The 24,947-nt window shown below is 71.4% G+C and carries 20 protein-coding genes and 1 riboswitch; of the genes, 5 read left to right on the top strand and 15 right to left on the bottom strand.

Annotation, left to right across the window (positions count from 1 at the left end):
- Positions 1-53: 53 nt before the first annotated feature.
- The 3 genes from OG379_RS28775 to OG379_RS28765 are packed head-to-tail and all read right to left on the bottom strand — an operon-like array spanning position 54 to position 4,777.
- Entirely contained in the window at positions 54-1,241 is a 1,188-nt protein-coding gene (locus tag OG379_RS28775) for an alkaline phosphatase family protein (RefSeq protein WP_405665874.1), read from the bottom strand.
- Positions 1,241-1,837, bottom strand: coding sequence for a DUF5998 family protein (locus OG379_RS28770; protein WP_365521898.1), 597 nt, complete (start codon positions 1,835-1,837; stop codon positions 1,241-1,243). Before OG379_RS28770 ends, OG379_RS28775 begins: the two co-directional genes overlap by 1 nt.
- A 60-nt stretch (positions 1,838-1,897) precedes the next feature.
- Positions 1,898-4,777, bottom strand: coding sequence for a GNAT family N-acetyltransferase (locus OG379_RS28765; RefSeq protein ID WP_405665873.1), 2,880 nt, complete (start codon positions 4,775-4,777; stop codon positions 1,898-1,900).
- Between the two features lie 165 nt (positions 4,778-4,942).
- Here OG379_RS28765 and OG379_RS28760 point away from each other — a divergent pair, with 165 nt between their 5' ends.
- Positions 4,943-5,224 carry an HPr family phosphocarrier protein gene (locus tag OG379_RS28760; protein WP_356710256.1) on the top strand — a complete coding sequence of 94 codons (282 nt, stop codon included), beginning with the start codon at positions 4,943-4,945 and terminating at the stop codon, positions 5,222-5,224.
- A gap of 173 nt (positions 5,225-5,397) precedes the next feature.
- Here the strand turns inward: OG379_RS28760 and OG379_RS28755 are convergent, their stop codons facing one another.
- The 4 genes from OG379_RS28755 to OG379_RS28740 all read right to left on the bottom strand — a co-directional run bounded on the left by OG379_RS28755 (position 5,398) and on the right by OG379_RS28740 (position 10,229).
- On the bottom strand, positions 5,398-6,096 hold the full coding sequence (locus OG379_RS28755; protein ID WP_405665872.1) for a GntR family transcriptional regulator: 699 nt from the start codon (positions 6,094-6,096) through the stop codon (positions 5,398-5,400).
- Positions 6,097-6,315: 219 nt separating this feature from the next.
- Positions 6,316-7,095: a M23 family metallopeptidase gene (locus OG379_RS28750; RefSeq protein ID WP_405665871.1), complete on the bottom strand. Its 780-nt coding sequence runs from the start codon at positions 7,093-7,095 to the stop codon at positions 6,316-6,318.
- 12 nt (positions 7,096-7,107) lie between these two features.
- A riboswitch (cyclic di-AMP (ydaO/yuaA leader) is annotated at positions 7,108-7,276 on the bottom strand.
- 191 nt (positions 7,277-7,467) lie between these two features.
- Entirely contained in the window at positions 7,468-8,850 is a 1,383-nt protein-coding gene (locus tag OG379_RS28745) for a M16 family metallopeptidase (protein ID WP_393762198.1), read from the bottom strand.
- A 26-nt stretch (positions 8,851-8,876) separates the two neighbouring features.
- Entirely contained in the window at positions 8,877-10,229 is a 1,353-nt protein-coding gene (locus OG379_RS28740; protein ID WP_099176506.1) for a pitrilysin family protein, read from the bottom strand.
- Between the two features lie 246 nt (positions 10,230-10,475).
- Between OG379_RS28740 and OG379_RS28735 the strand changes: the two genes are divergently transcribed.
- Positions 10,476-12,926 carry a DNA topoisomerase (ATP-hydrolyzing) subunit A gene (locus OG379_RS28735; RefSeq protein WP_405665870.1) on the top strand — a complete coding sequence of 817 codons (2,451 nt, stop codon included), beginning with the start codon at positions 10,476-10,478 and terminating at the stop codon, positions 12,924-12,926.
- A 24-nt stretch (positions 12,927-12,950) separates the two neighbouring features.
- Here the strand turns inward: OG379_RS28735 and OG379_RS28730 are convergent, their stop codons facing one another.
- Together OG379_RS28730 and OG379_RS28725 are read right to left on the bottom strand one after the other, a co-directional pair.
- Positions 12,951-14,012, bottom strand: a complete 1,062-nt coding sequence (locus OG379_RS28730) for a CobW family GTP-binding protein (RefSeq protein WP_405665869.1) — start codon at positions 14,010-14,012, stop codon at positions 12,951-12,953.
- 20 nt (positions 14,013-14,032) lie between these two features.
- A complete protein-coding gene (locus tag OG379_RS28725; RefSeq protein WP_405665867.1) occupies positions 14,033-15,196 on the bottom strand; it encodes a citrate synthase in 1,164 nt (387 codons plus the stop codon).
- Between the two features lie 141 nt (positions 15,197-15,337).
- On the opposite strand from OG379_RS28725, the gene OG379_RS28720 reads away from it, so the two are divergent.
- Positions 15,338-16,669 carry a citrate/2-methylcitrate synthase gene (locus tag OG379_RS28720; protein ID WP_405665866.1) on the top strand — a complete coding sequence of 444 codons (1,332 nt, stop codon included), beginning with the start codon at positions 15,338-15,340 and terminating at the stop codon, positions 16,667-16,669.
- 25 nt (positions 16,670-16,694) lie between these two features.
- On the opposite strand, the gene OG379_RS28715 is transcribed toward OG379_RS28720, so the two are convergent.
- The gene (locus tag OG379_RS28715; RefSeq protein WP_393762023.1) at positions 16,695-17,705 is read right to left on the bottom strand and encodes a LacI family DNA-binding transcriptional regulator; all 1,011 of its coding nucleotides are present in this window, start codon (positions 17,703-17,705) and stop codon (positions 16,695-16,697) included.
- A 190-nt stretch (positions 17,706-17,895) separates the two neighbouring features.
- Between OG379_RS28715 and OG379_RS28710 the strand changes: the two genes are divergently transcribed.
- Both OG379_RS28710 and OG379_RS28705 read left to right on the top strand, forming a co-directional pair.
- Positions 17,896-19,620, top strand: coding sequence for an ATP-binding protein (locus OG379_RS28710; protein ID WP_405665865.1), 1,725 nt, complete (start codon positions 17,896-17,898; stop codon positions 19,618-19,620).
- Complete coding sequence (locus OG379_RS28705) at positions 19,617-20,294, top strand: response regulator (RefSeq protein WP_405665864.1); 678 nt, start codon at positions 19,617-19,619, stop codon at positions 20,292-20,294. The genes OG379_RS28710 and OG379_RS28705 overlap by 4 nt, the downstream gene beginning before the upstream one ends.
- 14 nt (positions 20,295-20,308) lie before the next feature.
- On the opposite strand, the gene OG379_RS28700 is transcribed toward OG379_RS28705, so the two are convergent.
- The 5 genes from OG379_RS28700 to OG379_RS28680 form a co-directional block, all read right to left on the bottom strand.
- The gene (locus tag OG379_RS28700) at positions 20,309-21,901 is read right to left on the bottom strand and encodes a cation acetate symporter (RefSeq protein ID WP_405665863.1); all 1,593 of its coding nucleotides are present in this window, start codon (positions 21,899-21,901) and stop codon (positions 20,309-20,311) included.
- On the bottom strand, positions 21,898-22,368 hold the full coding sequence (locus tag OG379_RS28695) for a DUF485 domain-containing protein (protein ID WP_393762017.1): 471 nt from the start codon (positions 22,366-22,368) through the stop codon (positions 21,898-21,900). The genes OG379_RS28700 and OG379_RS28695 overlap by 4 nt, the downstream gene beginning before the upstream one ends.
- Before the next feature lie 96 nt (positions 22,369-22,464).
- Positions 22,465-23,142 carry a response regulator gene (locus OG379_RS28690; RefSeq protein WP_405665862.1) on the bottom strand — a complete coding sequence of 226 codons (678 nt, stop codon included), beginning with the start codon at positions 23,140-23,142 and terminating at the stop codon, positions 22,465-22,467.
- Positions 23,139-24,302 carry a sensor histidine kinase gene (locus OG379_RS28685; protein ID WP_405665860.1) on the bottom strand — a complete coding sequence of 388 codons (1,164 nt, stop codon included), beginning with the start codon at positions 24,300-24,302 and terminating at the stop codon, positions 23,139-23,141. Before OG379_RS28685 ends, OG379_RS28690 begins: the two co-directional genes overlap by 4 nt.
- Positions 24,299-24,838: a DUF1453 domain-containing protein gene (locus OG379_RS28680; protein ID WP_405665859.1), complete on the bottom strand. Its 540-nt coding sequence runs from the start codon at positions 24,836-24,838 to the stop codon at positions 24,299-24,301. Before OG379_RS28680 ends, OG379_RS28685 begins: the two co-directional genes overlap by 4 nt.
- Between the last annotated feature and the right edge of the window lie 109 nt (positions 24,839-24,947).

Genomic DNA, 24,947 nt, shown 5'->3' with positions numbered 1-24,947 from the left:
AGGGGACGCGCCTTTCGGAGGAGTGTGCGGGTGCGGGGAACGGAAGAGATCGGCTACGAGCGTACTTCGAGGAGCGGAACCAGCTGTTCCACGGGGGTCAGCGAACCGTGCATCCCCACCATCGCGGACTCGTGGGGCTCCTTGACCGAGGCGGTGATCACCACGTCGTCGTGGGCGGCGGCCACCACGTCACCGATCCTGCCGTGGACCCGCTCGTCGATCCGCGGGCCGAACCAGCCCGCCGCGACGGCCTCGTCACGGCTCGCCACCCAGAACTGCTCGCCGAGCACCTCGCGCCAGACGGTCAGCACGTCGGCCTCGGCCCCGGGCACCGCGTAGACATGGCGGGCACGGCCCTCGCCGCCCAGCAGGGCGACCCCGGCGCTCAGCTCCCAGTCCTCGTCGAAGTCGATCCGGGAGTTCTCGTCGAAGGGGATGTCGATCATGCCGTGGTCGGCGGTGATGTACAGCGCCGAGCGGGGCGGAAGCTGCTCGGCGAGGCGCCGGGCGAGCCCGTCGACGTACATCAGCTGGCCCCGCCAGGCGTCGGAGTCGACACCGAAGCGGTGTCCCTGGCCGTCGACCTCGCTGTAGTACGTGTAGACGAGGGACCTGTCGCCTGCGGCGAGCCGCTCAGCCGCGAGGTCCATCCGGTCCTCGCCGGTGAGCCGGCCGAGGAAGGAACCACCGCTGAGCGCGACCTTGGTCAGGGGTGTCTGCTCGAAGTCGGGTGCCGAGACCTGAGCCGTGCGCACTCCGGCGGCGTCGGCGAGCTTGAAGACCGTCGGGTGCGGCTGCCAGGCCTTGAGGTCGGTCCACGGCTTCCAGCGGAGCTGGTTCATGAGCGCGCCCGTCGCCGGGTTGCGCACCGTGTACCCGGGCAGGCCGTGCTCGCCCGGGGGCAGGCCCGTACCGACGGAGGCGAGCGAGGTCGCCGTGGTGGACGGGAAGCCCGATGTGACTGGCCGGCCGGTGCCGCCGCGGGAGGTCGGGAGCAGCGAGTGCAGGAAGGGGGCCTCGTCCGGGTGGGCCTTGATCTGCTCCCAGCCGAGTCCGTCGATCAGGAAGACGCAGTTACGGTCGGCGGGGGTGAGCTCCGGGATCGTCGCCTCGAAGCCGGGTACGCCTTGTCCCGCGACCAGCGTCGGCAGCAGGTCCGCGAGCGAGCCGATTCCGTATTCGGGCACGGGCGCGCTCTCGGGGGCGAGCAGGACGGGGTCCTGCCATGCGGGCTGGACCATCAGCGGGTGGTCGCCGCGGTCGCGGCCGTGGCCTCGGAGAGGGACTGGGCGAAGGCGAGGGTCTGGCGCACGGTGTCCGGCCCGTCCCCGGCCTCGCTCACACGGAGGCTCAGGTCGTCGGCGGTGGAGCTGCCGGTGTAGCCGTGGTCGGCCTCGCAGTTGGGGTCGCCGCAGGCCGCGGGCTCCAGGTCGATGCGGGAGACGGCGCCCCAGCCGATGGTCAGGACGACCTCGCGGGGCAGCGTGCCGGGCACGTACTTCTCGGGGTCGGCGACGACGCGGCTGACCACGACGGACGAGATCCGGTCGAGCTTGACCGACTCGGTGGACGTCGTGGCGTACGGCGTCGGGGAACTGGTGTCGGCGGCCTGCTCGTCGGTGTGGCTCACGATGAAGCGCGTGTCCGTCAGCACGAGGACCGTGACATGGCGTCGGACCTCGTTGGAGTCGAAGGTGGTCTCCTGGTGCACCAGGTACGAAGCGACCGGCTCCCCGCCGACGGCGGCCTCAACCGCCTCGGCCACGAGGGCCGGGTAGTAGCCGCTGCGCTCGATCGCCGCGCGCAGCCCCTGGGTCGTCGTACCGGTCTTTGCCATGGGAACCATCCTACGGGGGGCCGGTGACTGCCGGGGACGCTGTGCGGGGTCCGTGGGCGTTCAGTAGCTGGGGAGCCGACGGGGGCCGAGGTCGCTGCGGGCGGGGGGCGGGGCGAGCCGGACGCTCGCTCCGAGCACCGTCAGGCCGTGCGTGGCGACGACGACGGGTTCCAGGGCGACCGAGACCACCTCGGGGTGGTCGTCGACCAGCCGGGACACCCGCAGCAGGAGCTCTTCGAGCGCCGCGGTGTCCGCCGGAGCGGCACCACGCCAGCCGAACAGGACCGGAGCCGCCTTGATGGAGCGGATCAGCTCCGCCGCGTCGCGGTCGGTGGCGGGGACGAGACGGTGAGCCGTGTCGCCCAGGAGCTCGGAGGGTGCGCCGGCCAGGCCGAAGGAGAGGACGGCACCGGCGGCAGCGTCGATGGCCGCCCTGACGACGGTGTCGACACCCCTGGGCGCCATGGCCTGGACGACGGGCCTGAGTTCGGCGGGCGTGCCCAGCAGATCGGTCAGTTCGTCGTACGCCCGGCGCAGCGCGTCCTCGCCGGCGAGATCGAGCCGGACACCACCGAGGTCGGCGCGGTGCCGGAGATGGGGGGCGGTGGTCTTGAGGGCCACCGGGTAGCCGATCTTCTCGGCGGCGGCGACGGCTGCCTCCCGATCGGGGGCGGGGAGCGCCGGCCGTACCGTGACGCCGTAGCGCGCGAGCAGCTCACGGGCCTCGTCATGGGTCAGCGGACGGCCGCGCGGGTCGGGGCTCGGACCGAGCAGCGTCTCGATCAGCGCGGCGGTCCCGTGCTCGTCGATGGTGTCGTCCAGGAATTCGGGCACCCTGCCGGGGGCGGCCGCCTGGCGCCGCCACTGCGCGTACCTCACCGCCTCGGCGAGCGCGCGTACGGCTCGCTCGGCGGCGGGGTAGGCGGGGATGCGCCCGGCGGAGGAGCCGCCCGCACTCGTGTCGGTCGCGGTCGGCGCTGCTGCGCCCGCCTCCGCCCGGGGGGCGGGGGCGGGCGGGCTCGGGGCTGCCGCGGGGCCGGCCGGCCGCCGGGTCCCGCGCGGGGCGGCCGTGCTCGCGGCGGCGGCGAGGGCCTGCGCCAGTCCGCCCATCTCCACGTGCACCACGGCCACGGGCTTGGCGGGGCCGTCGGCCGCCGCCTCGCGCAGGGCGGCGGCCAGGACCTCGCCGTCACCGGTCTCCGCCTCGCCGTTCTCCCCCACCCAGGGGATCGCGGTCACGATCACGGCGTCGCACGTCCGGTCGGCGAGGGCCTCGGCCAGCGCGTCACGGAAGTCCTGCGGGCTCGCCACCGTGGTGAGGTCGCGGGGCGGGCGTGGGCGGAGCCCTTCCGCCATGCAGGCGTCGTAGGTGAGGAGGCCGAGCGACTCCGAGTTGCCCAGGATCGCCACGCGGGGGCCGTCCGGCAGGGGCTGGCCGGCGAGGAGGATGCCGACGTCGACCATCTCCGTCACGGTGTCGACGCGGATCACGCCCGCCTGACGCATCAGCGCGGAGACCGTCGCGTCGGGGATACGGCTGACGGGCACCGCGTGGCCCGGCGGATTGGACCCGCTGTGCCGGGCGCCCTTCACCACGACCACCGGCTTCACGGCGGCCGTCCGGCGGGCGAGCCGGGTGAACTTGCGCGGGTTGCCCAGTGATTCGAGGTACAGCAGGGCGACATCGGTGTCCTGGTCCTCGTACCAGTACTGGAGGAAGTCGTTGCCGGAGACATCGGCGCGGTTGCCCGCGGAGATGAAGGCCGACAGCCCGGCGCCCCTGCGGTGCAGACCGGACAGGACGGCGATGCCGATGGCGCCCGACTGGGTGAAGAGCCCGATGCGCCCGGCCTTGGGCGACTCGGGGGCGAGGGAGGCGTTGAGGCGGACCGTGCCGGACGTGTTGATGATGCCGAACGCGTTCGGGCCGATGATCCGCATGCCGTAGGAGCGTGCCTGCCGGACCAGTTCCCGCTGCCGTTCCCGGCCTTCGGTGCCTCGCTCGGCGTAACCGGCGGAGAGGACCACGAGTCCCTGGACGCCGTTCTCGCCGCAGTCGGCCACGACCTCGGGCACCCGGTCGGCCGGAACGGCGACGACCGCGAGATCGACCCGCTCGCCGATCTCGCCCACCGAGCGGTGCGCGGGCACCCCGTCGACCGTTCCCGTACCGGCGGCGAAGGAGGTGTTCACGGCGTACGTGCGCCCGGTGAAGCCCGAGCCCAGGAGGTTGCGCAGGACGGTCCGGCCCACACCGCCGGGCGCGCGGCCGACGCCGATGACCGCGACGGAACCGGGGGCCAGCAGGCGCTGCACGGAGCGCGCCTCGGCCCGCTGCTCACGGGCGCGCTGGACGGCGAGGGACTCGGCCGTGGGTTCCAGATCGAGGGTGAGGTGGACGGAACCGTCCTCGAAGCTGCGCTGCTGGGTGAAGCCGGCGTCCCGGAACACCTTGATCATCTTGTTGTTGGCGGGCAGCACCTCTGCGGCGAAACGGCGGATCCCCCGCTCCCTGGCCACCGCCGCGATGTGTTCGAGGAGGGCGGACGCCACGCCGCGGCCCTGGTGGGCGTCCTGCACGAGGAAGGCGACCTCCGCCTCGTCGGCGGGGGCCGAGGCGGGCCTGCCCTGCTCGTTGATCCGGTCGAAGCGGACGGTGGCGATGAACTCGCCGCCGATCGTGACGGCCAGTCCCACCCGGTCGACGTAGTCGTGATGGGTGAAGCGGTGCACGTCTCGGGCGGAGAGACGCGGATACGGGGCGAAGAAGCGGTAGTACTTCGATTCGTCGGACACCTGCTCGTAGAAGCTGACCAGCCGCTCGGCGTCGTCCGTGGTGATGGGCCTGATCCGCGCGGTGCCACCGTCGCGGAGCACCACGTCCGCCTCCCAGTGGTCGGGGTACGCGTGATGCGGACTCTGCTCCGGAGTGGGCTCCATGGGCAAAGCCTACGGCTCGTGGCACCGGTAGCGGCGGGATCCGGGCAAGGGCACGCTGGGGGTGCCGGCGGACGGCGGACAGGCCGGTGACGGTGCCGGGCACGGCAGCGCGCACTGCATGAGAGACTGGTCTAGACAACCCATTGTTACGTGAAGGGCAGAACCATGGCTGAGCGCCGCGTCAACGTCGGTTGGGCCGAGGGCCTGCACGCCCGCCCCGCTTCCATCTTCGTCCGTGCCGCCACGGCCTCCGGCGTCCCCGTGACGATCTCCAAGGCCGACGGCAACCCGGTGAACGCCGCCTCCATGCTCGCGGTGCTCGGCCTGGGCGCCCAGGGCGGCGAGGAGATCGTGCTCGCATCCGAGGCGGACAACGCCGAGGCCGCCCTGGACCGTCTGGCCAAGCTGGTCGCCGAGGGGCTCGAGGAGCTCCCGGAGACCGTCTGATTCCGGTCACTTCGAACCGGAATTTTTTCTGCGGAAAAGCCGCGGCACCCCCGACCGGGAGCCGCGGCTTTCCTGTTTCCCGAAGCGGAGCGGGCAGAGCTCCGGAAAGCATGGATCAGGGCAGCAAAAAGAAAGCCCTCCGATAATTACTCTCTTTGTATACGGCGCAATTGTTAATGACGGACTCCCGCGATGTTTACGGGGTGTTGCGAAGTCCTCACCCGGGCCTGGCCGGGCGCGTGCCCAGGCGCGCGCCGCAGCCGGTGGGCCGCTGTCGCCCGCTCGGCGTGCTGGACGGCGAGCGCCCTGGCCCGCTCGGTGTCACGGCGGGCAACGGCGTCGACCAGAGCGCCGTGCTCGGCCCAGGAGTCCGCGGGGCGGACCGGCTGCTCGACCGCGTACATCCAGGCGATCTTGTGCCGGAGCTGGGTGAGCAGCGCGATCAGCGCGGGGCTCCCCGAGGCCTGCGCCAGCGTCTCGTGGAACCAGCCCCCGAGGGAGCGCAGGTCCTCCCCCTCGCCCCGGCGCACCCGCTCCTGGCCCAGTCTGACCAGACCGCGGAGCACCTTGAGATGCGCCTCGGTGCGGCGCTGCGCCGCACGTGCGGCCCCGAGGGGCTCCAGGAGCATACGTATCTCCAGGAGATCGGCCGCCTCCTGCTCGGTGGGCTCGGCGACACAGGCACCCGCATGCCGGCGGGTGACGACGAACCCTTCGGACTCCAGGGTGCGCAGCGCCTCGCGTACGGGGACGCGGGAGACGCCGTAGCGACGCGCGAGCACCTCTTCGGTGAGGCGGCTGCCGCGTTCGAAGACACCGGAGACGATGTCGTCACGGATTGCCGTGCATACCGAATGCGCGGGAATGCGCATGTCCGAACCTCCGCCTTAATCCCCGCGAAACGCGGCCGATCGACGCCTGTTCTGTGACTCTATTGCAACCGGCCGGAATTTCCGATGGCGGGGTGGAATCCATGGATATCTTTTGGCCAGGGAGCACTTCCGCGGGGCTTCGGCACGCGTCGCCCCGGGACACGGCGAAGGCCCCGGCGGTGCCGGGGCCTTCGTCGGAGATCGCGGTGCGGCGCGGGGTCAGACCTGGACGCCGTGGGCGCGGAGGTAGGCGACGGGGTCCATGTCCGAGCCGTACTCGGGGGTGGTCCGGGCCTCGAAGTGAAGGTGCGGCCCGGTGGAGTTGCCGGTCGAGCCGGAGAGACCGATCTGCTCGCCGGAGCCGACGCTCTGGCCGACGGAGACGCCGATCGAGGAGAGGTGGCCGTACTGGGTGTACGTGCCGTCCTTCATCCTGAGCACGATGTTGTTGCCGTAGGCGCCGCCCCAGCCGGCCTCGACGACCGTACCGGCGCCGACCGCGACGACGGAGGTGCCGGACGCGGCCTGGAAGTCCACGCCGGAGTGGGAGCCGGAGGACCAGAGCGCGCCACCGGACTTGTAACCGGTGGTGACGTGGGAACCGGCGACGGGGAGGTGGAAGGCGTTGAGCCGGGCGCGCTCGGCGGCGCGGGCGGCGCGCGCCTTCTCCTCACGGGCCTCCTTGGCGCGGGCTTCCGCCTTGCGCTTGGCCTCGGCCTTCGCCTTCGCTTCGGCCGCGGCCTTCGCGGCGACGTCGGCCTGGTGCTTCTGGGCCTTCGCCTGAGCCTCGATCTGGGCGGCGAGGGTGGTGTCGAGGGCGACCGTCTGGGTCAGGCCGGTGCCGCCCGCGGCGACCTCGGAGTCCGCGGCGAGGGCCGGGGAGGCCGTGGCACCGAGTACGCCGGTGGTGGCCAGGGCGGCGACGCCGGCGACCTTGGCGCTCTTGCGCGTCAGGCGGCTCGGGGCACGGTGCTTCCCGGTGGCACGGATGAACGCCATGGAGGGGCTGGTCCTTTCCTTCCTTCTCGCCTACCGGGTTAGCTGACGGGTTCGGAGCAGGAAGGTCTCCTACGGCCCCCTGCGCCTCCGACGAGGTACAGGGATCCGATTCACCCCAGGGACTACATGGGTCCCCGGCTCCCCAGGCTCGCGCCTGACGGGGACTCGGCGATGGCTGTCCGGCGCCGCGGGCGCGGCAGTCGTCCGGCGGACAGCCGCGCCGACGCTAGATCGGGGGACTTTCCCCCGCCAAACGGAAAGGGCCTTTTGTCGCACATCCCACAGGATGTATCGCAATCTTCTCCGCAATACGGACACATGACAGAACCCCGGCGGGAGTGCAGCCGCCGGGGTCCGTCATGTCCGGTTCTGTCAGCCGCTGACGACCGACACCTCACCGATACCGAGCGCCTCCACGGGCTCCTTGATCTGAGCGGCGTCCCCGACCAGGACGGTGACCAACCGGTCGACCGGGAACGCGTTGACCACGGCGGCGGTCGCCTCGACCGTGCCGGTGTCGGCCAGGCGTGCGTACAGCTTCGCCTGGTAGTCGTCCGGGAGGTGCTGCTCCACCTGGTCGGCCAGGGTGCCCGCGACGGACGCCGCCGTCTCGTACTTGAGCGGGGCGACGCCCACGAGGTTCTGCACGGCGGTCTCCCGCTCGGCGTCGGTGAGCCCCTCGGCCGCGAGGGTGCGCAGGACCTTCCAGAGGTCGTCCAGCGCGGGCCCGGTGGACTCGGTGTCGACGGAGCCGCTGATGGCGAGCATCGCGGCACCCGCCGCCCCGGACGAGGAGTCGGGCGCCGTCGAGCGCAGCACCTGTCCGAAGGCCCGGACGCCGTAGGTGTAGCCCTTCTCCTCACGCAGCACACGGTCCAGCCGGGAGGTCAGGGTGCCTCCCAGGCAGTACGTGCCGAGGACCTGGGCGGGCCACACGCTGTCGTGCCGGTCCGCGCCGATCCGGCCGATCAGCAGCTGCGTCTGCACGGCTCCCGGGCGGTCCACGATGACCACACGGCCGGTGTCGTCCGCGGTGATCGGGGGCACGGGCCGGGCCTGGCCCGCATTGCCCGACCAGTCGCCGACGGTGTCGGAGAGCAGCGCGTCCAGGTCCACGTCGGTGAGGTCGCCGACGACGACCGCCGTCGCCGTGGACGGGCGGACATGGGCGTCGTAGAAGGCGCGTACGGCGGCGGCGTCGATCCGCCGGACCGTCTCCTCGGTGCCCTGGCGCGGGCGCGACATCCGTGCGGTGGCGGGGAAGAGCTCCTTGGAGAGCTGCTTGGCCGCGCGCCGGGCCGGGTTGGCCTGCTCGTGCGGGATCTCGTCGAGGCGGTTGCCCACCAGGCGCTCGATCTCGCTCTCCGCGAAGGCCGGGGCCCGCAGGGCCTCCGCGACCAGGCCGAGGGCCTTGGTCAGCCGGGAGACCGGTACCTCCAGGGAGACGCGGACACCCGGGTGGTCCGCGTGGGCGTCCAGCGTGGCGCCGCACCGCTCCAGCTCGGCGGCGAACTCCTCCGCGGAGTGCTTGTCCGTGCCCTCGGACAGCGCGCGCGCCATGATCGTGGCCACACCGTCCAGGCCCTCGGGCTCCGCGTCCAGCGGGGCGTCGAGGAAGATCTCCACGGCGACGACCTGCTGGCCGGGCCGGTGGCAGCGCAGCACGGTCAGCCCGTTGGGCAGGGCGCCGCGCTCGGGCGCGGGGAAGGCCCAGGGCCTGGCCTCGCCGGCGGTCGGCTGCGGGTGGTACTCCATCGCTACTCCAGTCACGGCGGCGTCGGTCACTTGTCGGCCCCTTCGGGCGCGTCGGTGCCCTCGGTCTCGTCGGCCGGTTCGACCGGCTCATAGACCAGGACCGCACGGTTGTCGGGGCGCAGGTGCGCCCGGGCGGCTGCCTTGACCTCGTCGGCCGTCACGTCGAGCACACGGCCCACCGCGGTCAGGGCGAGCTGCGGGTCGCCGAACAGGACCGCGTACCGGCACAGTTCGTCCGCGCGGCCGGCGACCGTGCCGAGACGGTCGAGCCACTCGCGCTCCAACTGCGCCTGGGCGCGCTCCATCTCCTCCGGCGTGGGGCCCTCCTCGGCGAAGCGGGCCAGCTCCTCGTCGACGGCCGCCTCGATCTGCGGCACCTCGACGCCACCGGACGTCTTGACGTCCAGCCAGCCGAGCGACGGCGCGCCGGCCAGCCTGAGCAGCCCGAATCCCGCGGCCACCGCCGTACGGTCGCGGCGCACCAGCCGGTTGTGCAGACGGGACGACTCGCCGCCGCCGAGCACGGTCAGCGCCAGGTCCGCGGCGTCGCACTCCCGGGTGCCGTCGTGCGGCAGCCGGTAGGCGGCCATCAGCGCACGCGCGGGGACCTCCTCCTGGACCACTTCGCGCAGCTGCTCGCCGATGATGCCCGGCAGCGTGCCGTCACGCGGGGGCTGCTTGCCGTCGTGGGACGGGATGGAGCCGAAGTACTTCTCGATCCAGGCGAGCGTCTGCTCCGGGTCGATGTCCCCGACCACGGAGAGCACCGCGTTGTTCGGCGCGTAGTACGTACGGAAGAACGCCTGCGCGTCCTCCAGCGTCGCCGCGTCCAGGTCGGCCATCGAGCCGATTGGCGTGTGGTGGTACGGGTGGCCCTCCGGGTAGGCGAGGGCGGTGAGCTTCTCGAAGGCCGTGCCGTACGGGACGTTGTCGTAGCGCTGGCGGCGCTCGTTCTTCACGACGTCCCGCTGGTTCTCCATGGACTCCTCGTCGAGCGCGGCGAGCAGGGAGCCCATCCGGTCGGCCTCGAGCCACAGGGCCAGCTCCAGCTGGTGCGTCGGCATCGTCTCGAAGTAGTTGGTGCGTTCGAAGCTGGTCGTGCCGTTCAGGGAACCACCGGCCCCCTGGACGAGCTCGAAGTGCCCGTTCCCCTTGACCTGGCCCGAGCCCTGGAACATCAGGTGCTCGAAGAGGTGAGCCAGACCTGTGCGCCCCTTGACCTCGTGGCGGGAGCCGACGTCGTACCAGAGGCAGACCGCGGCGACGGGGGTCAGGTGGTCCTCGGAGAGCACCACCCGCAGGCCGTTCGCCAGACGGTGCTCGGTCGCCGTCAAGCCGCCGGAACCGGCCTGGGCTGTGGCCGTGTGACCCATGGGCATGTACGTCCCTTCGATCGGTACAGGATTTCCTGCCGGACCTGCCACTCTAGGCAAGCGAACGGGCACCTGGCGAAGTTCCCGCCGGGTGAATGTTGTCGTAGATACTGCCGTGAACGGGGGCTCCGCGGAGGCCCTGAGGACCGCTTCGGACGGGTCGAGGTCGGTGTTGTCAGTACGGCGGGCCACAATGGTCCGCGTCAGAACCTGAGGTTGCCCGACAGAATCTGTGAAGGAGTCGCAGCCGCGATGGCCCGCCGCAGCACGAAGACCCCGCCGCCGGACGACTTCGAGGAGAAGATCCTCGACATCGACGTCGTCGACGAAATGCAGGGCTCCTTCCTCGAGTACGCGTACTCGGTGATCTACTCCAGGGCTCTGCCCGACGCCCGCGACGGCATGAAGCCCGTGCACCGCCGCATCGTGTCCCAGATGAACGAGATGGGGCTCCGCCCCGACCGCGGCTACGTGAAGTGCGCACGCGTCGTCGGCGAAGTGATGGGCAAACTGCACCCGCACGGTGACGCGTCGATCTACGACGCACTGGTGCGCATGGCACAGCCGTTCTCCATGCGCCTGCCCCTCGTCGACGGGCACGGCAACTTCGGCTCGCTGGGCAACGACGACCCGCCGGCCGCCATGCGGTACACCGAGTGCCGGATGGCCGACGCCACGTCGCTGATGACGGAGTCGATCGACGAGGACACCGTCGACTTCCAGTCGAACTACGACGGCCAGGAACAGGAGCCGGTCGTCCTCCCGGCCGCGTACCCGAACCTCCTGGTCAACGGCGCTTCCGGTATCGCGGTCGGCATGGCTACCAACATGCCCCCGCACAACCTCGGCGAGGTCATCGCCGCCGCCCGCCACCTCATCCGGCACCCGGGTGCGGACCTCGAGACGCTGATGCGCTTCGTCCCGGGTCCCGACCTGCCCACCGGCGGCAGGATCGTCGGCCTCGGCGGCATCAAGGACGCCTACGCCGCGGGGCGCGGCACGTTCAAGATCCGCGCCACGGTCGCCATAGAGAGCGTCACGGCCCGTCGCAAGGGTCTCGTCGTCACCGAACTGCCCTTCACCGTGGGTCCGGAGAAGGTGATCGCCAAGATCAAGGACCTCGTCGGCTCGAAGAAGCTCCAGGGCATCGCGGACGTCAAGGACCTCACGGACCGGGCGCACGGTCTGCGTCTGGTGATCGAGGTCAAGAACGGCTTCGTGCCGGAGGCCGTGCTGGAGCAGCTCTTCAAGCTGACGCCGATGGAGGAGTCCTTCGGCATCAACAACGTCGCGCTGGTCGACGGCCAGCCGCTCACCCTGGGGCTCAAGGAACTCCTCGAGGTCTATCTCGACCACCGTTTCGACGTGGTGCGCCGGCGCAGCGAGTTCCGCAGGACGAAGCGGCGCAACCGGCTGCACCTGGTCGAGGGCCTCCTCGTGGCGCTGCTCGACATCGACGAGGTCATCCGGCTCATCCGGGACAGCGACAACTCGGCGCAGGCGAAGGAGCGCCTGATGGAGCGCTTCTCGCTGAGCGAGATCCAGACCCAGTACATCCTGGACACCCCGCTGCGCCGGCTCACGCGCTTCGACAGGATCGAGCTGGAGAGCGAGCGCGACAAGCTCAACGAGGAGATCGCCCAGCTGACCGCGATCCTGGAGTCGGACGCCGAACTGCGCAAGATGGTCTCGGCCGAACTGGCCGCGGTGGCGAAGAAGTTCGGCACCGAGCGGCGCACGGTGCTGCTGGAGTCGGCGGGTTCGCAGGTCGCCTCGGTGCCGCTGGAGGTCGCGGACGACCCGTGCCAGGTGCTCCTCTCCTCGACCGGACTCCTGGCCCGCACGGCCAACGCCGAGCCGGTTCCCCAGGCCGAGGACGCCAGGCGCGCGAAGCACGACGCGATCGTCTCCGCCGTCCCCGCGACGGCGCGCGGGGACGTGGGCGCGGTGACGTCCACCGGACGGCTGCTCCGGCTCTCGGTGATCGACCTGCCGCAGCTGCCGGACACCCATGCTGCTCCGAATCTGTCGGGCGGTGCCCAGATCTCGGAGTTCCTGACGCTGGAGCCGGACGAGGATCTGATCTGCCTCACCACCCTCGACGAGGAGGCGCAGGGCCTGGCCATCGGCACCCTGCAGGGCGTGGTGAAGCGCGTGGTGCCCGACTACCCCGCCAACAAGGACGAGTTGGAGGTCATCTCGCTGAAGGACGGTGACCGGATCGTCGGCGCCAAGCAGTTGCGTACGGGCGAGGAGGACCTGGTCTTCATCACGTCCGACGCCCAACTGCTGCGCTATCCGGCCGCGTCGGTGCGCCCGCAGGGACGCGCGGCGGGCGGCATGGCGGGTGTCAAGCTCGCGGCGGGCGCCACCGTTCTCTCGTTCGCGGCGGTGGATCCCTCCGCGGACGCGGCGGTGTTCACCGTCGCCGGATCGCACGGCACGCTGGACGACTCCGAGCGGACCTGGAAACTCACCCCGTTCGACCAGTACCCACGCAAGGGCAGGGCCACCGGCGGGGTGCGCTGCCAGCGCTTCCTCAAGGGGGAGGACGTCCTGGTGTTCGCCTGGGCGGGCGAGACCCCGGCACGGGCGGCCCAGAAGAACGGCGCCCCGGCCGAGCTTCCGGACCCCGATCCGCGCCGTGACGGTTCGGGCACGCCGCTGACGAGTCCGGTCGCGGTGATCGCCGGGCCTCTGTAGGACACCCGGCCGGGCGGCAGGGGCTCAGTCCTCGTCGTCCGGCTGCCGTACGTACCGCAGGACGCCCCACATGCTGCGCTCCAGTTCCTCGGTGACGTCCTGCCACGCGTCCTGGCAGGCCTCCAGTTCCTTGTGCAGGGCGTCGGCGTCGATACCGGAGCCGATCAGCACCAGCTGGGTCCGTCGGGGTTCGTCACGGGCCCAGCGCTCCGGCACGAAGCGCAGGAACCTCCCGACGGCGTGCAGGGCGTACCGGTTGCCGGGGTCGCCCGCACCGAAGTCGGCGAAACCCTTGATCCGGTAGAGGCCCGCCGGCCTGGAGTCGAGGAACGCCATGAAGCGGCGGGGGCTGAGCGGCACGTCGGCGGTGAAGGAGACACTCTCGTACGCCGTGTGCAGGTGCTCCTCATGCGTGCGGTCGGCCTCGGGGAGCAGGTCCTCGAACGTCAGTTGGCGGAAAGATCCGTCCTCGTCCGGCCGGAGCACGGGATCGAAGAGCAGCTCCGGGTCGATCCTGCCGTACGCGGCGCGGATGACCGCCGCCCTGGCGCCCGCCGTCCCGACCGTCTCCCGCACCGCCGCCAGTTCCACGTCCGAGACCCGGTCGGTCTTGTTCAGGACGATCAGGTCGGCGGCCGCGAGGTGGCGGTCGATCTCGGGGTGGCGCTCCCGCGTGGCCGGGAATTCGGCCGCGTCGACGACCTCGACCAGTCCCCCGTACCGGATGTGCGGATTGTCGCTGGCCAGCAGCATCCGTACGAGTTCCTGGGGCTCGGCGAGACCGCTGGCCTCGATGACGATCACGTCGAGGCGCGCGGCGGGCCCGGTCAGCGTCTCCAGGTAAGTGTCGAGTTCGCTCGCGTCGACCGCGCAGCAAAGACAGCCGTTGCCCAGTGAGATCGTCGATCCGACCTGCCCCGCGACGGTCATGGCGTCGATCTCGATGGACCCGAAGTCGTTGACGATGACGCCGATCCGGTTGCCCGCCCTGTTGCGGAGCAGATGGTTGAGCAGTGTCGTCTTGCCGGATCCGAGGAACCCGGCCAGGACGACGACCGGGATCTGCGGGGCGTGGGGCGGGGTCAACGGGGCCTTCCTCGGGTCGTTCAGAGTGCCGGTACGGGCTGCGGAGGCGGGGGCCCGGCATAGCGGGCCGCCGGGCGGATGATCTTCGAGTCCTCCGCCTGCTCCAGGATATTGGCGCTCCAGCCGACCATGCGCGCGGCACAGAAGGTGGGCGTGAACATCTCACGCGGCAGCCCGCAGAGCTCCATGACGACACCGGCGTAGAACTCCACGTTCGTGTGCAGCTCGCGTCCCGGCTTGAGCTCGGCGAGGATCGCCTCCACCTGGCGTTCGACCTCGACGGCGAAGTCGACGAGCGGGCCGCCGAAGCTCTGCGCGACCGAGCGGAGCATGCGGGAGCGTGGGTCCTCCGTGCGGTAGACGGGGTGCCCGAATCCCATGATCCGCTCCCCCGCGAGGACGCGTCCGCGGATCCAGCCGTCGATCCGGTCGGGGGTGCCGATGGCGTCCAGGGTGTCCAGCGCCCGGCTGGGCGCGCCGCCGTGCAGCGGCCCGGAGAGCGCGCCGACGGCTCCGACGAGGCAGGCGGCCACATCGGCGCCGGTGGAGGCGATCACTCGGGCGGTGAACGTGGACGCGTTGAAGCCGTGGTCGACGGTGGAGACGAGGTACCGCTCGACGGCCGAGGTCCGTACGGCGTCCGGCTCCTCGCCGCTGAGCATGTACAGGTAGTTCGCGGCGAACGGGAGGTCGTCACGCGGTTCGACCGGCTCCAGGCCCTGGCCGAGGCGGTACAGGGAGGTCAGCAAGGTGGGGACGGCCGCGCATACGGCGAGGGCGTCCTCACGGCGGCGTTCGGCCCCGATGTCGTACACCGGACGGAAGCCGGCGGAGGCGCCCAGCAGCGAGAGCGCCGTACGAAGGCCGGCGAGCGGGCCGGAGAGAGCCCCGGCCCGGGCGATGGCGGGCAGCGCCTCCCGCACCTCTGCGGGCAGCCGGCGCAGGCCGGCCGTGCGGGCGGCGAAACCGGCGCTCTCGGTCCGGCCGGGCAGCTCGCCGTGGAACATCAGGTACCAGACGTCCTCGAAGCTGCGGCTCTGCGCGAGTTCGACCGCCGAGTACTGCCGGTAGTGGTAGAACCCTTCGCGCCCGCGCACATCGCCGAGCGCGGTGTCGGTCACGATCACGCCGGCGAGACCCCGGGGAACGTCGAGAGGGGCGGTTTCCGTATGCGAAGCAGTCATGGCAGGTCTCTCCTCCACCGACGAGCAGTACATTGATTCGACTGTCCATGGTTGACTTTGAAGTTGTCAATATTGATTTAATCAACATGAGGCGTCGTCGGAGGTGATCCGGCATACATGGACATGGATACGGTGGGCGCCATGACGCATGACTCGGCGCACGGAACCACCGGTACGCGGGACTCGGGAGCCGAGGGGGTGCCCCGCAGACTGACCACCCGGGAGGCGGCCGAACGCCTCGGAGTGAAGCCCGAGACCGTGTACGCCTACGTGAGCAGGGGGCAGCTGACCAGCAAACGAACTCCCGGCGGACGCGGCAGCACGTTCGACGCCACGGAGGTCGACGCCCTGGCCCGCCGCACGGGGCGCAGGGAGCCTTCGCCGTCCGCCGCGGGCGATCTGGTCTTCCGCACCGGCATCACGCTCATCGAGCCGGACCGCTACTTCTTCCGCGGCGTCGACGCGACCGAACTCGCCCGTCACTACGGCTACGAGGAGGTTGCCGAGTGGATCTGGACCGGCGAGCTCCGCCCCGGCATCCGCTTCACCGCGGCGCGCGAGTCCCTCGCCGCGGCCCGCCGGACGGCCGCCTCGATGCCGCGGCACAGCAGCGCGACGGACCGGCTCCGTGCCGCTGTCGCCGCGGCCGCGTCCGCCGATCCCCTGCGGTTCGACCTCTCCCCCGAGGGGGTGCTCAACAGTGCACGCAACCTGATCCCCACCCTGGTCGGCGCGCTGCCGACAGCCGGGGGCGGGGCCGACGGCGAGGTGAGTGCCGAGGGCTCTCTGGCCGCCCAGCTGTGGCCGAAGCTCTCCGCCCGGCCCGCGGACGCGGCCGCACTGGCCGTGCTCGACACGGCGCTCGCCCTCCTGGCCGACCACGACCTCGCGGCCTCGACCCTGGCGGCACGGGTCGCCGCCTCGACCCACGCGAACCCGTACGCCGTGGTCTCCGCGGGACTCGGCGTGCTGGAGGGCCCACTGCACGGCGCCGCGAGCGGGCCGGCGCACCGGATGCTGGCCGAGGTCGTGGACCGGGGCGGCGCGGCCCCCGTGGTCGCGGACCACCTGCGCGCCGGCCGACGGGTACCGGGGCTCGGCCACCGCCTGTACAGGAGCGAGGATCCGCGGGCGGGCGAGCTCTTCTCGCTGCTGGACGAGATTCCGCAGGCGGCCCCGGCGGTGGCGGCGGCCCGTGACGTGGTCGCGACCACCGCCCGCCACACACCTCTGCACGCCAACGTCGACCTGGCCCTGGCCGTCCTCTCGGTCGCCTACGGCATGCCCGCCGAAACGGGTGAGACGGTGTTCGCCGTGTCCCGGACGGCGGGCTGGATCGCCCACGCGATGGAGGAGTACACGGAACGGCCGCTGCGCATGCGTCCCAGCGGGCAGTACTCCGGCCCGCGCCCGCCCCAGCCGCTGCCTGTCCCGAAGGCGGCCACGCCGGGGGGTGCGGGACCTGCAAATTAGCTACAACCGGCGGAAATTCACGTGACTACGGCCGGGGCGGGCGGGCCGTGGAACCACGGACGACCAGTTCCGGCTCGAAGAGGAGCTCGTCCGACGGCACCGCGCGCCCCCCGATCTGCACGGAGAGCAGCTCGACCGCGGCCCTGCCCATGGCTTCGATCGGCTGGCGCACCGTGGTCAGCGGCGGTTCGGTGCAGTTCATGAACGCGGAGTCGTCGTAGCCGACGACGGAGACCTCTCCGGGCACCGACAGTCCCCGGCGCCGCGCCGCGCGTACGGCGCCCAGGGCCAGCGGGTCGCTGGCGCAGATGATGCCCGTGATCCCCTGGTCGAGCAGCCGTGTGGCGGCGGCCTGGCCGCCCTCGAGCGAGAACATGGCCCGGGAGACGTACTCGTCCGGCACGGTGACCCCCGACTGGGCAGCCAGTGCGCGGGCTGCGGCGAGCTTGCGCTGCGAGGGCATGTGGTCGGCCGGGCCGAGGACGAAGCCGATCCGCTCGTGGCCGAGCGAGACGAGGTGACGCCAGGCCTGCTCGACTGCCACCGAGTCGTCGCAGGAGACCGCCGGGAACCCGAGATGCGCGATGGCTGCGTTGATCAGGACGACCGGGATCTTGCGGTCGGCGAGCACCTTGTAATGGTCGTGGGGGGCGTCCGCCTGGGCGTAGAGACCACCGGCGAACACGACTCCGGACACCTGCTGCTGCAGGAGGAGCTCCACGTAGTCGGCCTCGGAGACCCCGCCCTTGGTCTGCGTGCAGAGCACCGGGGTCAGGCCCTGCTGGGCGAGCGCGCCTCCGACCACTTCGGCGAAGGCCGGGAAGATCGGGTTCTGCAGCTCGGGCAGGACCAGTCCGACGAGCCTTGCACGCTCACCGCGGAGCTGCGTCGGGCGCTCGTAGCCGAGCACGTCCAGGGCGGAGAGAACGGCTTGGCGTGTGGCGTCGGAGACACCCGGCTTGCCGTTCAGCACGCGGCTGACCGTCGCCTCGCTGACTCCTACTTTCTGGGCAACCTGAGCAAGTCGTCGCGTCATGAACGCAAGATTAGCGCAAGAACCGCAAAAATATTGCGTCAAGGGAGATACCCATAGAACGCTCACAGATGGAGAGCCGGAGGGCAAGAGCCCGGCCTGTCCGGCGATCGGAGAACGATCGGCAGGCGAACGACGGGCGATCGGCCTCCGAGATTTCGGTGAGCGTGGATTGCCCCTTACCGTTCGTACGATGAGCGTCCCACGGACCACCCCACGGGGACCGCGCCGGTTCGGCTGGCCGCGGCGGGTCTTCTCGCAGGTCCTGCTGATGCAGCTGGCCATCATCACCGGCGTCACGGTCCTCGTCACGGGCCTCTTCCTGGCACCACTCAGCGCCCAGCTCGACGACCAGGCGATGCGCCGCGCCCTGGCGATCGCGCAGTCCACGGCGGCACAGCCGCAGATCTCCGCGTCGCTGCTCACCACCGAGCCGCGGCCGGACGGCGCCGTCCAGGCCGCGACGGAGCGGATCAGGCGGGCGACCGGTGCCGAATACGTCGTGGTCATGGACCGGCAGGGGGTGCGCTGGTCGCACACGGACTCCTCCCGCATCGGCGACGTCGTCTCCACCGACCCCAGTGCGGCGCTCGCCGGCAGGTCCGTCATGGAGATCGACAGCGGCACACTCGGACGTTCGGCGCGCGGCAAGGTGCCGCTGCTCGACGGATCGGACCGGGTCGTCGGTGCCGTCTCGGTGGGCATCGCGTACGACAGTGTCCGCGCCCGGCTTCTCGCCGCGATCCCCGGGCTGCTCGCCTACGCGGGCGGGGCACTGGCCGTGGGAGCCCTCGCCGCCTATCTGATCTCCCGCCGTCTCCAGAGGCAGACGCATGACCTGGCGTTCTCCGACATCTCGGCGCTGCTCACCGAGCGCGAGGCCATGCTGCACAGCATCCGTGAGGGCGTCGTCGCGCTCGACCGCACAGGGCGTATCAGGCTCCTGAACGACGAGGCCCAGCGACTGCTCGGGCTCGGCCCCGAGGCCTCGGGCAAGCGGCTCGACGAGGCACTGGGCGAGGGGCGCACCACCGACGTGCTGGCCGGGCGGGTGGTCGGCGACGACCTGGTGACGGTCCGCGGCAACCGCGTGCTCCTCGCCAACCGGATGCCGACCGACGACGGCGGGGCCGTCGCCACGCTGCGCGACCGTACGGAACTGGAGTACCTCGGCCGTGAACTCGACTCCACCCATGGCCTGATCGACGCCCTGCGCGCCCAGGACCACGAGCACGCCAACCGGCTGCACACCCTCCTGGGGCTGCTGGAACTGGAGATGCACGAAGAAGCGGTGGAGTTCGTCACGGAAGTCGTCGGCGTCCACCGGGCGACGGCCGAGCAGGTCACCGAGAAGGTCCACGACCCCCTGCTGGCCTCACTCCTGGTGGGCAAGGCGACCGTGGCCGCCGAGCGTGGTGTCGCGCTGCGCATGGCGCCGGGAACACTCCTGCCGGACAGGCTGGTGGACCCACGCGGACTCGTCACGGTCCTCGGCAATCTGGTGGACAACGCGCTGGACGCGGCCGCGGGGACGCCCGACGCACGGATCGAGGTCGGGCTGCGGGCCGACGGCCGTACGGTGGTACTGGGGGTGCGCGACAGCGGCCCCGGCGTTCCGGCCGGTGATCACGAATCCATCTTCACGGAGGGCTGGTCCACCAAGGAACTCCCGGCCCACGGCAAGCGGGGCCTGGGGCTTCCGCTGGTGCGGCGGCTCGCCGAGCGACAGGGCGGCAGCGTATCCGTGTCGAGCTCCCCCGAGGGCGGGGCGGTGTTCACCGTCGTCCTTCCGGAGGCCCTGGGCGGCACGGAACGGCTGGGCGTGCCGGCGCCCGGAAGCCCGGAACGGCTCGGCTCCCCCGCCGCGGGCGGCCCGTCGGCCCCCGTACGGCCCGCGACGTCAGGAGACGCCCCGTGATCGAGGTTCTGGTCGTGGACGACGACGTACGGGTCGCCCGGATCAACGCGGCCTATGTCGCCAAGGTGCCCGGATTCCGGGTGGCCGCGATGGCCCACTCCGCGACAGAGGCTCTCGCGAGGATCGGCGAGGTGCCCATCGATCTGATCCTGCTCGACCACTATCTACCGGACCGCAACGGCCTGGCCGTGGTGCGTGAGCTGCGGGCCCTCGGCCATCACACCGATGTGATCATGGTGACGGCCGCCCGGGACGTGGCGACCGTACAGGCGGCGATGCGCCACGGCGCCCTCCAGTACCTGGTCAAGCCGTTCGCGTACGCCGGGCTTCGCACCAAACTGGAGGCGTACGCGGCGCTGCGCCGCACCTTCGAGAGCGGCGGCGAGGCCGAGCAGACGGAGGTGGACCGCCTGTTCGGGGCCTTGTGGGCCACGGGCGGGTCCGACCTCCCCAAGGGCCATTCGACGACGACCGCGGAACTGGTCCGCCAGGCCCTGCGGGCTGCTGACGGGCCGCTCTCCGCCCAGGAGGTGGCGGAGAGCGCCGGGATGAGCCGGCAGACGGCCCAGCGCTATCTGAAGCTGCTCGAACGCACGGGCCGTGTGCGGCTCTCCCTCAAGTACGGCGAGACGGGCCGCCCCGAACACCGGTACATCTGGGCCACCGGTTCCTGAGGGCGCGGTCCCGCCTATGCCGCCCCCGCCCCGGTGAGCGACCGGACCTCCGTCTCCGCGTGCTTGGCCGGGTCCGGCGGCTCGGGTGAGGTGACCGTGCCGATCCAGCCGGCCAGGAAGCCCGCCGGGATCGACACCAGTCCCGGGTTCTCCAAGGGGAAGAGCGCGAAGTCCACGCCGGGGAAGAGCGAGGTGGCGCTTCCCGAGACCACCGGCGAGAGCAGGACGAGCAGGACGGCGGGGATCAGTCCGCCGTAGACCGCCCAGACCGCACCCCGGGTGGTGAAGTTCCGCCAGAACAACGAGTAGAGCAGCGTCGGGAGGTTGGCCGAGGCCGCGACCGCGAAGGCCAGGCCGACGAGGAACGCGACGTTCAGATTCTGGGCCAGGAGGCCGAGTCCGATGGCCACCACCCCGACGCCCGCCGCGGCCACCCGGGCCACGCCGACCTCGCTGCGCTGCTTGGCACCCGGCCTCCGGAACGAGGCGTACAGGTCGTGGGCGACGGAGGCGGAGGAGGCGAGGGTGATCCCCGCGACCACGGCGAGGATCGTGGCGAAGGCGATGGCGGCCACGACGGCGAAGAGCACCGTGCCGCCCGTGGAGCCCTCACCACCTCCGAGGACGAGCGCAAGGAGCGGGACAGCCGTGTTCCCGGAGGCGTTGGAAGCCCGGACGTCCGCGGATCCGACGAGCGCGGCAGCTCCGAACCCGAGCACGATGGTCATCAGGTAGAAGCTGCCGATGAGCCCGATGGACCAGACGACGGAGCGCCGTGCCGCCCGGGCCGTGGGGACGGTGTAGAAGCGCGACAGGATGTGCGGCAGCCCGGCCGTGCCGAGGACGAGCGCCAGCCCGAGGCTGATGAAATCGAAGCGCGCCGTCCAGCTCCCGCCGTACCTCAGGCCTGGCGAGAGGAAGTCCCGTCCGTGGCCGCTGCGTTCGGCGGCGGAGGTCAGCAGGGCGTTGAGGTCGCCGTGGAAGCGGAGAAGGACGAGCACGGTGAGCGCCACGGCACCGGCCATCAGCAGGACCGCCTTGACGATCTGGATCCAGGTCGTGGCGCGCATGCCGCCGAGCGACACGTAGACCACCATCAGCGCTCCGACCCCCACCACCGTCCAGGATCGGGCGGTGTCGCTCGTGCCTCCGAGCAGCAGCGCGACGAGGCTCCCCGCCCCCACCATCTGGGCCACCAGATAGAGCACCGAGACGGTGACCGACGAGGTGCCCAGCGCCGTGCGCACCGGGCGCTCCGCCATCCGGGCGGCGACCACGTCGGCGAGCGTGAACCGCCCGCAGTTGCGCACGAGTTCGGCGACGAGGAGCAGGACGACGAGCCAGGCGACGAGGAACCCGACGGAGTACAGCATGCCGTCGTAGCCGAACAGGGCGATCAGCCCCGAGATCCCGAGGAAGGATGCCGCGGACATGTAGTCACCGGCGATGGCGAATCCGTTCTCCATGGGGGAGAACAGCCGTCCGCCGGCGTAGAACTCCTCGGCGGACCCCTGCCGGTTGCGGCTGACCCAGGTGGTGATGCCGAGCGTCACGGCGATGAACACGCTGAACAGCAGCAGCGCCAGCGTCTGATGGTCCCCCCTCACCGGCTGATCCCTCTTGTCATCTCCTGTGTGTCCCAGCGCAGTTCCAGAGCGGCACGGTCCCGGTGCAGACGCGCGTGTCGGGCGTACGCCCACGTGAGCAGGAACGTGGTGAGGAACTGCCCGAGTCCGGCGACCATGGCCACGTTGAGAGCGCCCGCGACGGGACGCGCCATCAGGTCGTGGGCGGTGGTGGCCGCGATGACATAGGCCAGGTACCAGAGCAGGAAGGCGACTGCGGCGGGGACCACGAACCGCCGGTAGCGACGGCGCACTTCGCGGAAGGCGGGGCTGTCCTGCACCTCCAGATAGATCTCCGCCGCGCTCCGGACCTGCTCCTGTGACCGGGACCGCCCATCGGGCACAACGGCCCCCGCACCGTCCGGCTCGCCCCACACCGTGCCCGACGCCTCGTACCACGGGTCGTCGAGCCGCATCGCTGCGGCCCCCGGCCCTGCTTCCTTCTCCACCGACAACTCCCTTGTCCACGAGCCTCTTCGGCCGCGTAGCCAAGAATGGGCAGACCGGGAAGATCCCGGGCACTTCATTCGCCGTGCTTCACCATTTCAGGTGACGGAAGTGCCGGGTGGGTGTGCGAGTCCCCGGCCGTAGGCGTAGCGCACGGCTCCGGTCCTGTCGCGTGCGCCCGTCTTGGCGAAGAGGTTGTTGATGTGCGTCTTCACCGTGGCCCGGGAGATGTGCAGCGTGCGTGCGATCTCCGCGTTGGACAGTCCGTCCGCGATGAGGACCAGGACCTCGGCCTCCCGGGGGGTGAGCCCGTCGGGCAGCTCCGACGGAAGCGGCGCCCCGGTCGCGACGGCCTGGGCCGTGACCCGCTCCAGCAACCTGCTCTGCACCTTCGGCGAGAGCCCCGCCTCACCGGAGAGCACCGCCTCGATGGCCTGCGCGATCTCCTCACCGCGGGCGTCCTTGGTCAGGTATCCCCGGGCGCCGGCCCGCAGAGCGGTGAACAGCGAATCGTCGTCCGCGAAGGTGGTGAGGACCACCACCTGGGTACGGGGATGCTCCTTGCGGATCCGGCGCGTGGCTTCGACACCGTCGCAGCGGGGCATCCGCAGATCCATCAGAACCACGTCGGGAGCCGTCTCGGCCACGAGGGCCACCGCCTCGTCGCCGTCCTTCGCGGCCCCTACCACCTCGATGCCCGGCAGCAGGCCCAGCAGCATGACGATGCCCTCACGCACCACCGACTGGTCGTCGGCGACCACCACCCGCGCACTCACGCCGGCACCCGCAGACTCACCACGAACCCCTCCTCGTCCGGCCCTGCCTCCAGCGTCCCGCCGAGCAGTTCTGCACGCTCCCGCATCCCCACCAGACCGTATCCGGAGCCACTGACAGCGAGCTCGCCCGCCGGACGGAGAGCGCCGTGATCCCTTACCTCCAGGGCCACCGCGTCCGGCTGATACTCCAGCCGGACGGTGACGGCTGCCCCGGGAGCGTGCTTCCGGGTGTTGGTCAGTGCCTCCTGAGCCACCCTCCGCACCGTCTGCGACGCTTCCACGGCCAGCTCCCTCCGCTCCCCCGCCACGAACACCTCGGCCGCCTCACCGGCCACCAGCTGGCTCAGGAAGTCCTCCACCGGGGTCAGCTCGCCACGCAGCGCGGAGAGCGCCTGACGCGTCTCCGCGAGGCCCTCACGCGCCATGGCACGCGCCGCCACCACTCTCTCCAGCACCTGGTCGCGGAATTCCGCCGAAGGCTCCCGCTCGATCAGCAGCCGGGCCGCTTCCAGGTGTACGAGCTGGGCGGAGAGGCTGTGGGCGAGTACATCGTGGATCTCGCGGGCGATCCTGGACCTCTCCGCCAGCGCCGCCGCCCCAGCCTCCGCCTCCCTCGCGGCCCGTTCCTGGGCGAGGAGACGCTGGGAGCCGGCCCGGGCCTCGGCATCGAGCCGCAGCACGTAGCCGCCCAGGCACAGACCACCCGTGGTGATCACGGTCGTCAGCCAGCCGTCGCCCTTGACGGCGGCGTAGGCGATGAGGGTCACCGTGGTGAGGGGAACCGCTGCGAACAGCGGGAGCCGCTCCAGGGCGATCACGGCGCCCCCGCACCACACCACCACCGCGAGCTCTCCGGCGCCCGCGGCCAGAGCCCCGGCCGCCGCTGCCGTCAGCAGCACCAGCAGCGCGAGGGAGGGCCCCAGACGATGCTCCCTGGTGGTGCGGAAGAACGCGCTGCCCACGGCCCAGCAGCCGGCCGCCGTCACCAGGTCGACCGTGACCTGCCAGAGGGCGAACCGCCCGTCCGCGAAGGCGTTCCAGAGAAGGCCGGCGAGCACCGCGCTCCACGCGAGACGCTGGATCAGGGCCCGGGGCCGCGTGTGCGGCGCCCGGGTCAGGGCCTCCTTGGAAGGCCAGCTCGTCCACCTGCCGCGATTCACGCCCGGGCCTTCGACAAGGCCGGTACGGCCTCCGACGGCGCGCAGCCGGCCGGGGACCCTTCGGTGACAGCGTCCCGCTCACGCATGTCCCTGGCCCGCAGGGCCAGGACACCGCCGCGTGCGAACAGCATCGCCGCGAGCGATATGAGAAGGGCCGGCGTGCCCTGGTGTATGCCGAGCAGAAGGGCGACCCCGCCCAGTGAGACGCGCAGAGCGATCCCTGCCGCCCACACGCAGAAGGTGGCCCTGGTACCCCGGCTCCAGAAGGTCTCGTCCGGCCCTTGCCACAACCGGGCGGTCCAGCCCCACCCCGCGCCGGTGACCAGACCCACCACGAGGCCCGCGCCGAGCATCACCGAGGACAGTGTCTCGTGACGGGGATCGAGCGCTCCGCCACCGCGCAGGGCGACGACGGCCATGATCACCGGCAGCACCCACCAGCGCTCCTGGTCGCCGACCCGCTGGGCCGAGAACTGGCGCACCACCACGAACGCGGCAACCGCGAAGATCACCAGAACGTTGAAAAGCTCTGCCACGACAGCCTCCGACGGCGTGAAGATTTTGATGACTTCGACGCTACGGAGGCACGACGGTCAGGGGATCAGCTCAGAGGCTGACCGTGGGTGGAGAAAGGTCTCCACCCAC

The sequence above is a fragment of the Streptomyces sp. NBC_01166 genome, assembly GCF_045039765.1.
Classification (GTDB): Bacteria; Actinomycetota; Actinomycetes; order Streptomycetales; family Streptomycetaceae; genus Streptomyces.
This window is presented reverse-complemented; position numbering and strand designations above follow the sequence as displayed.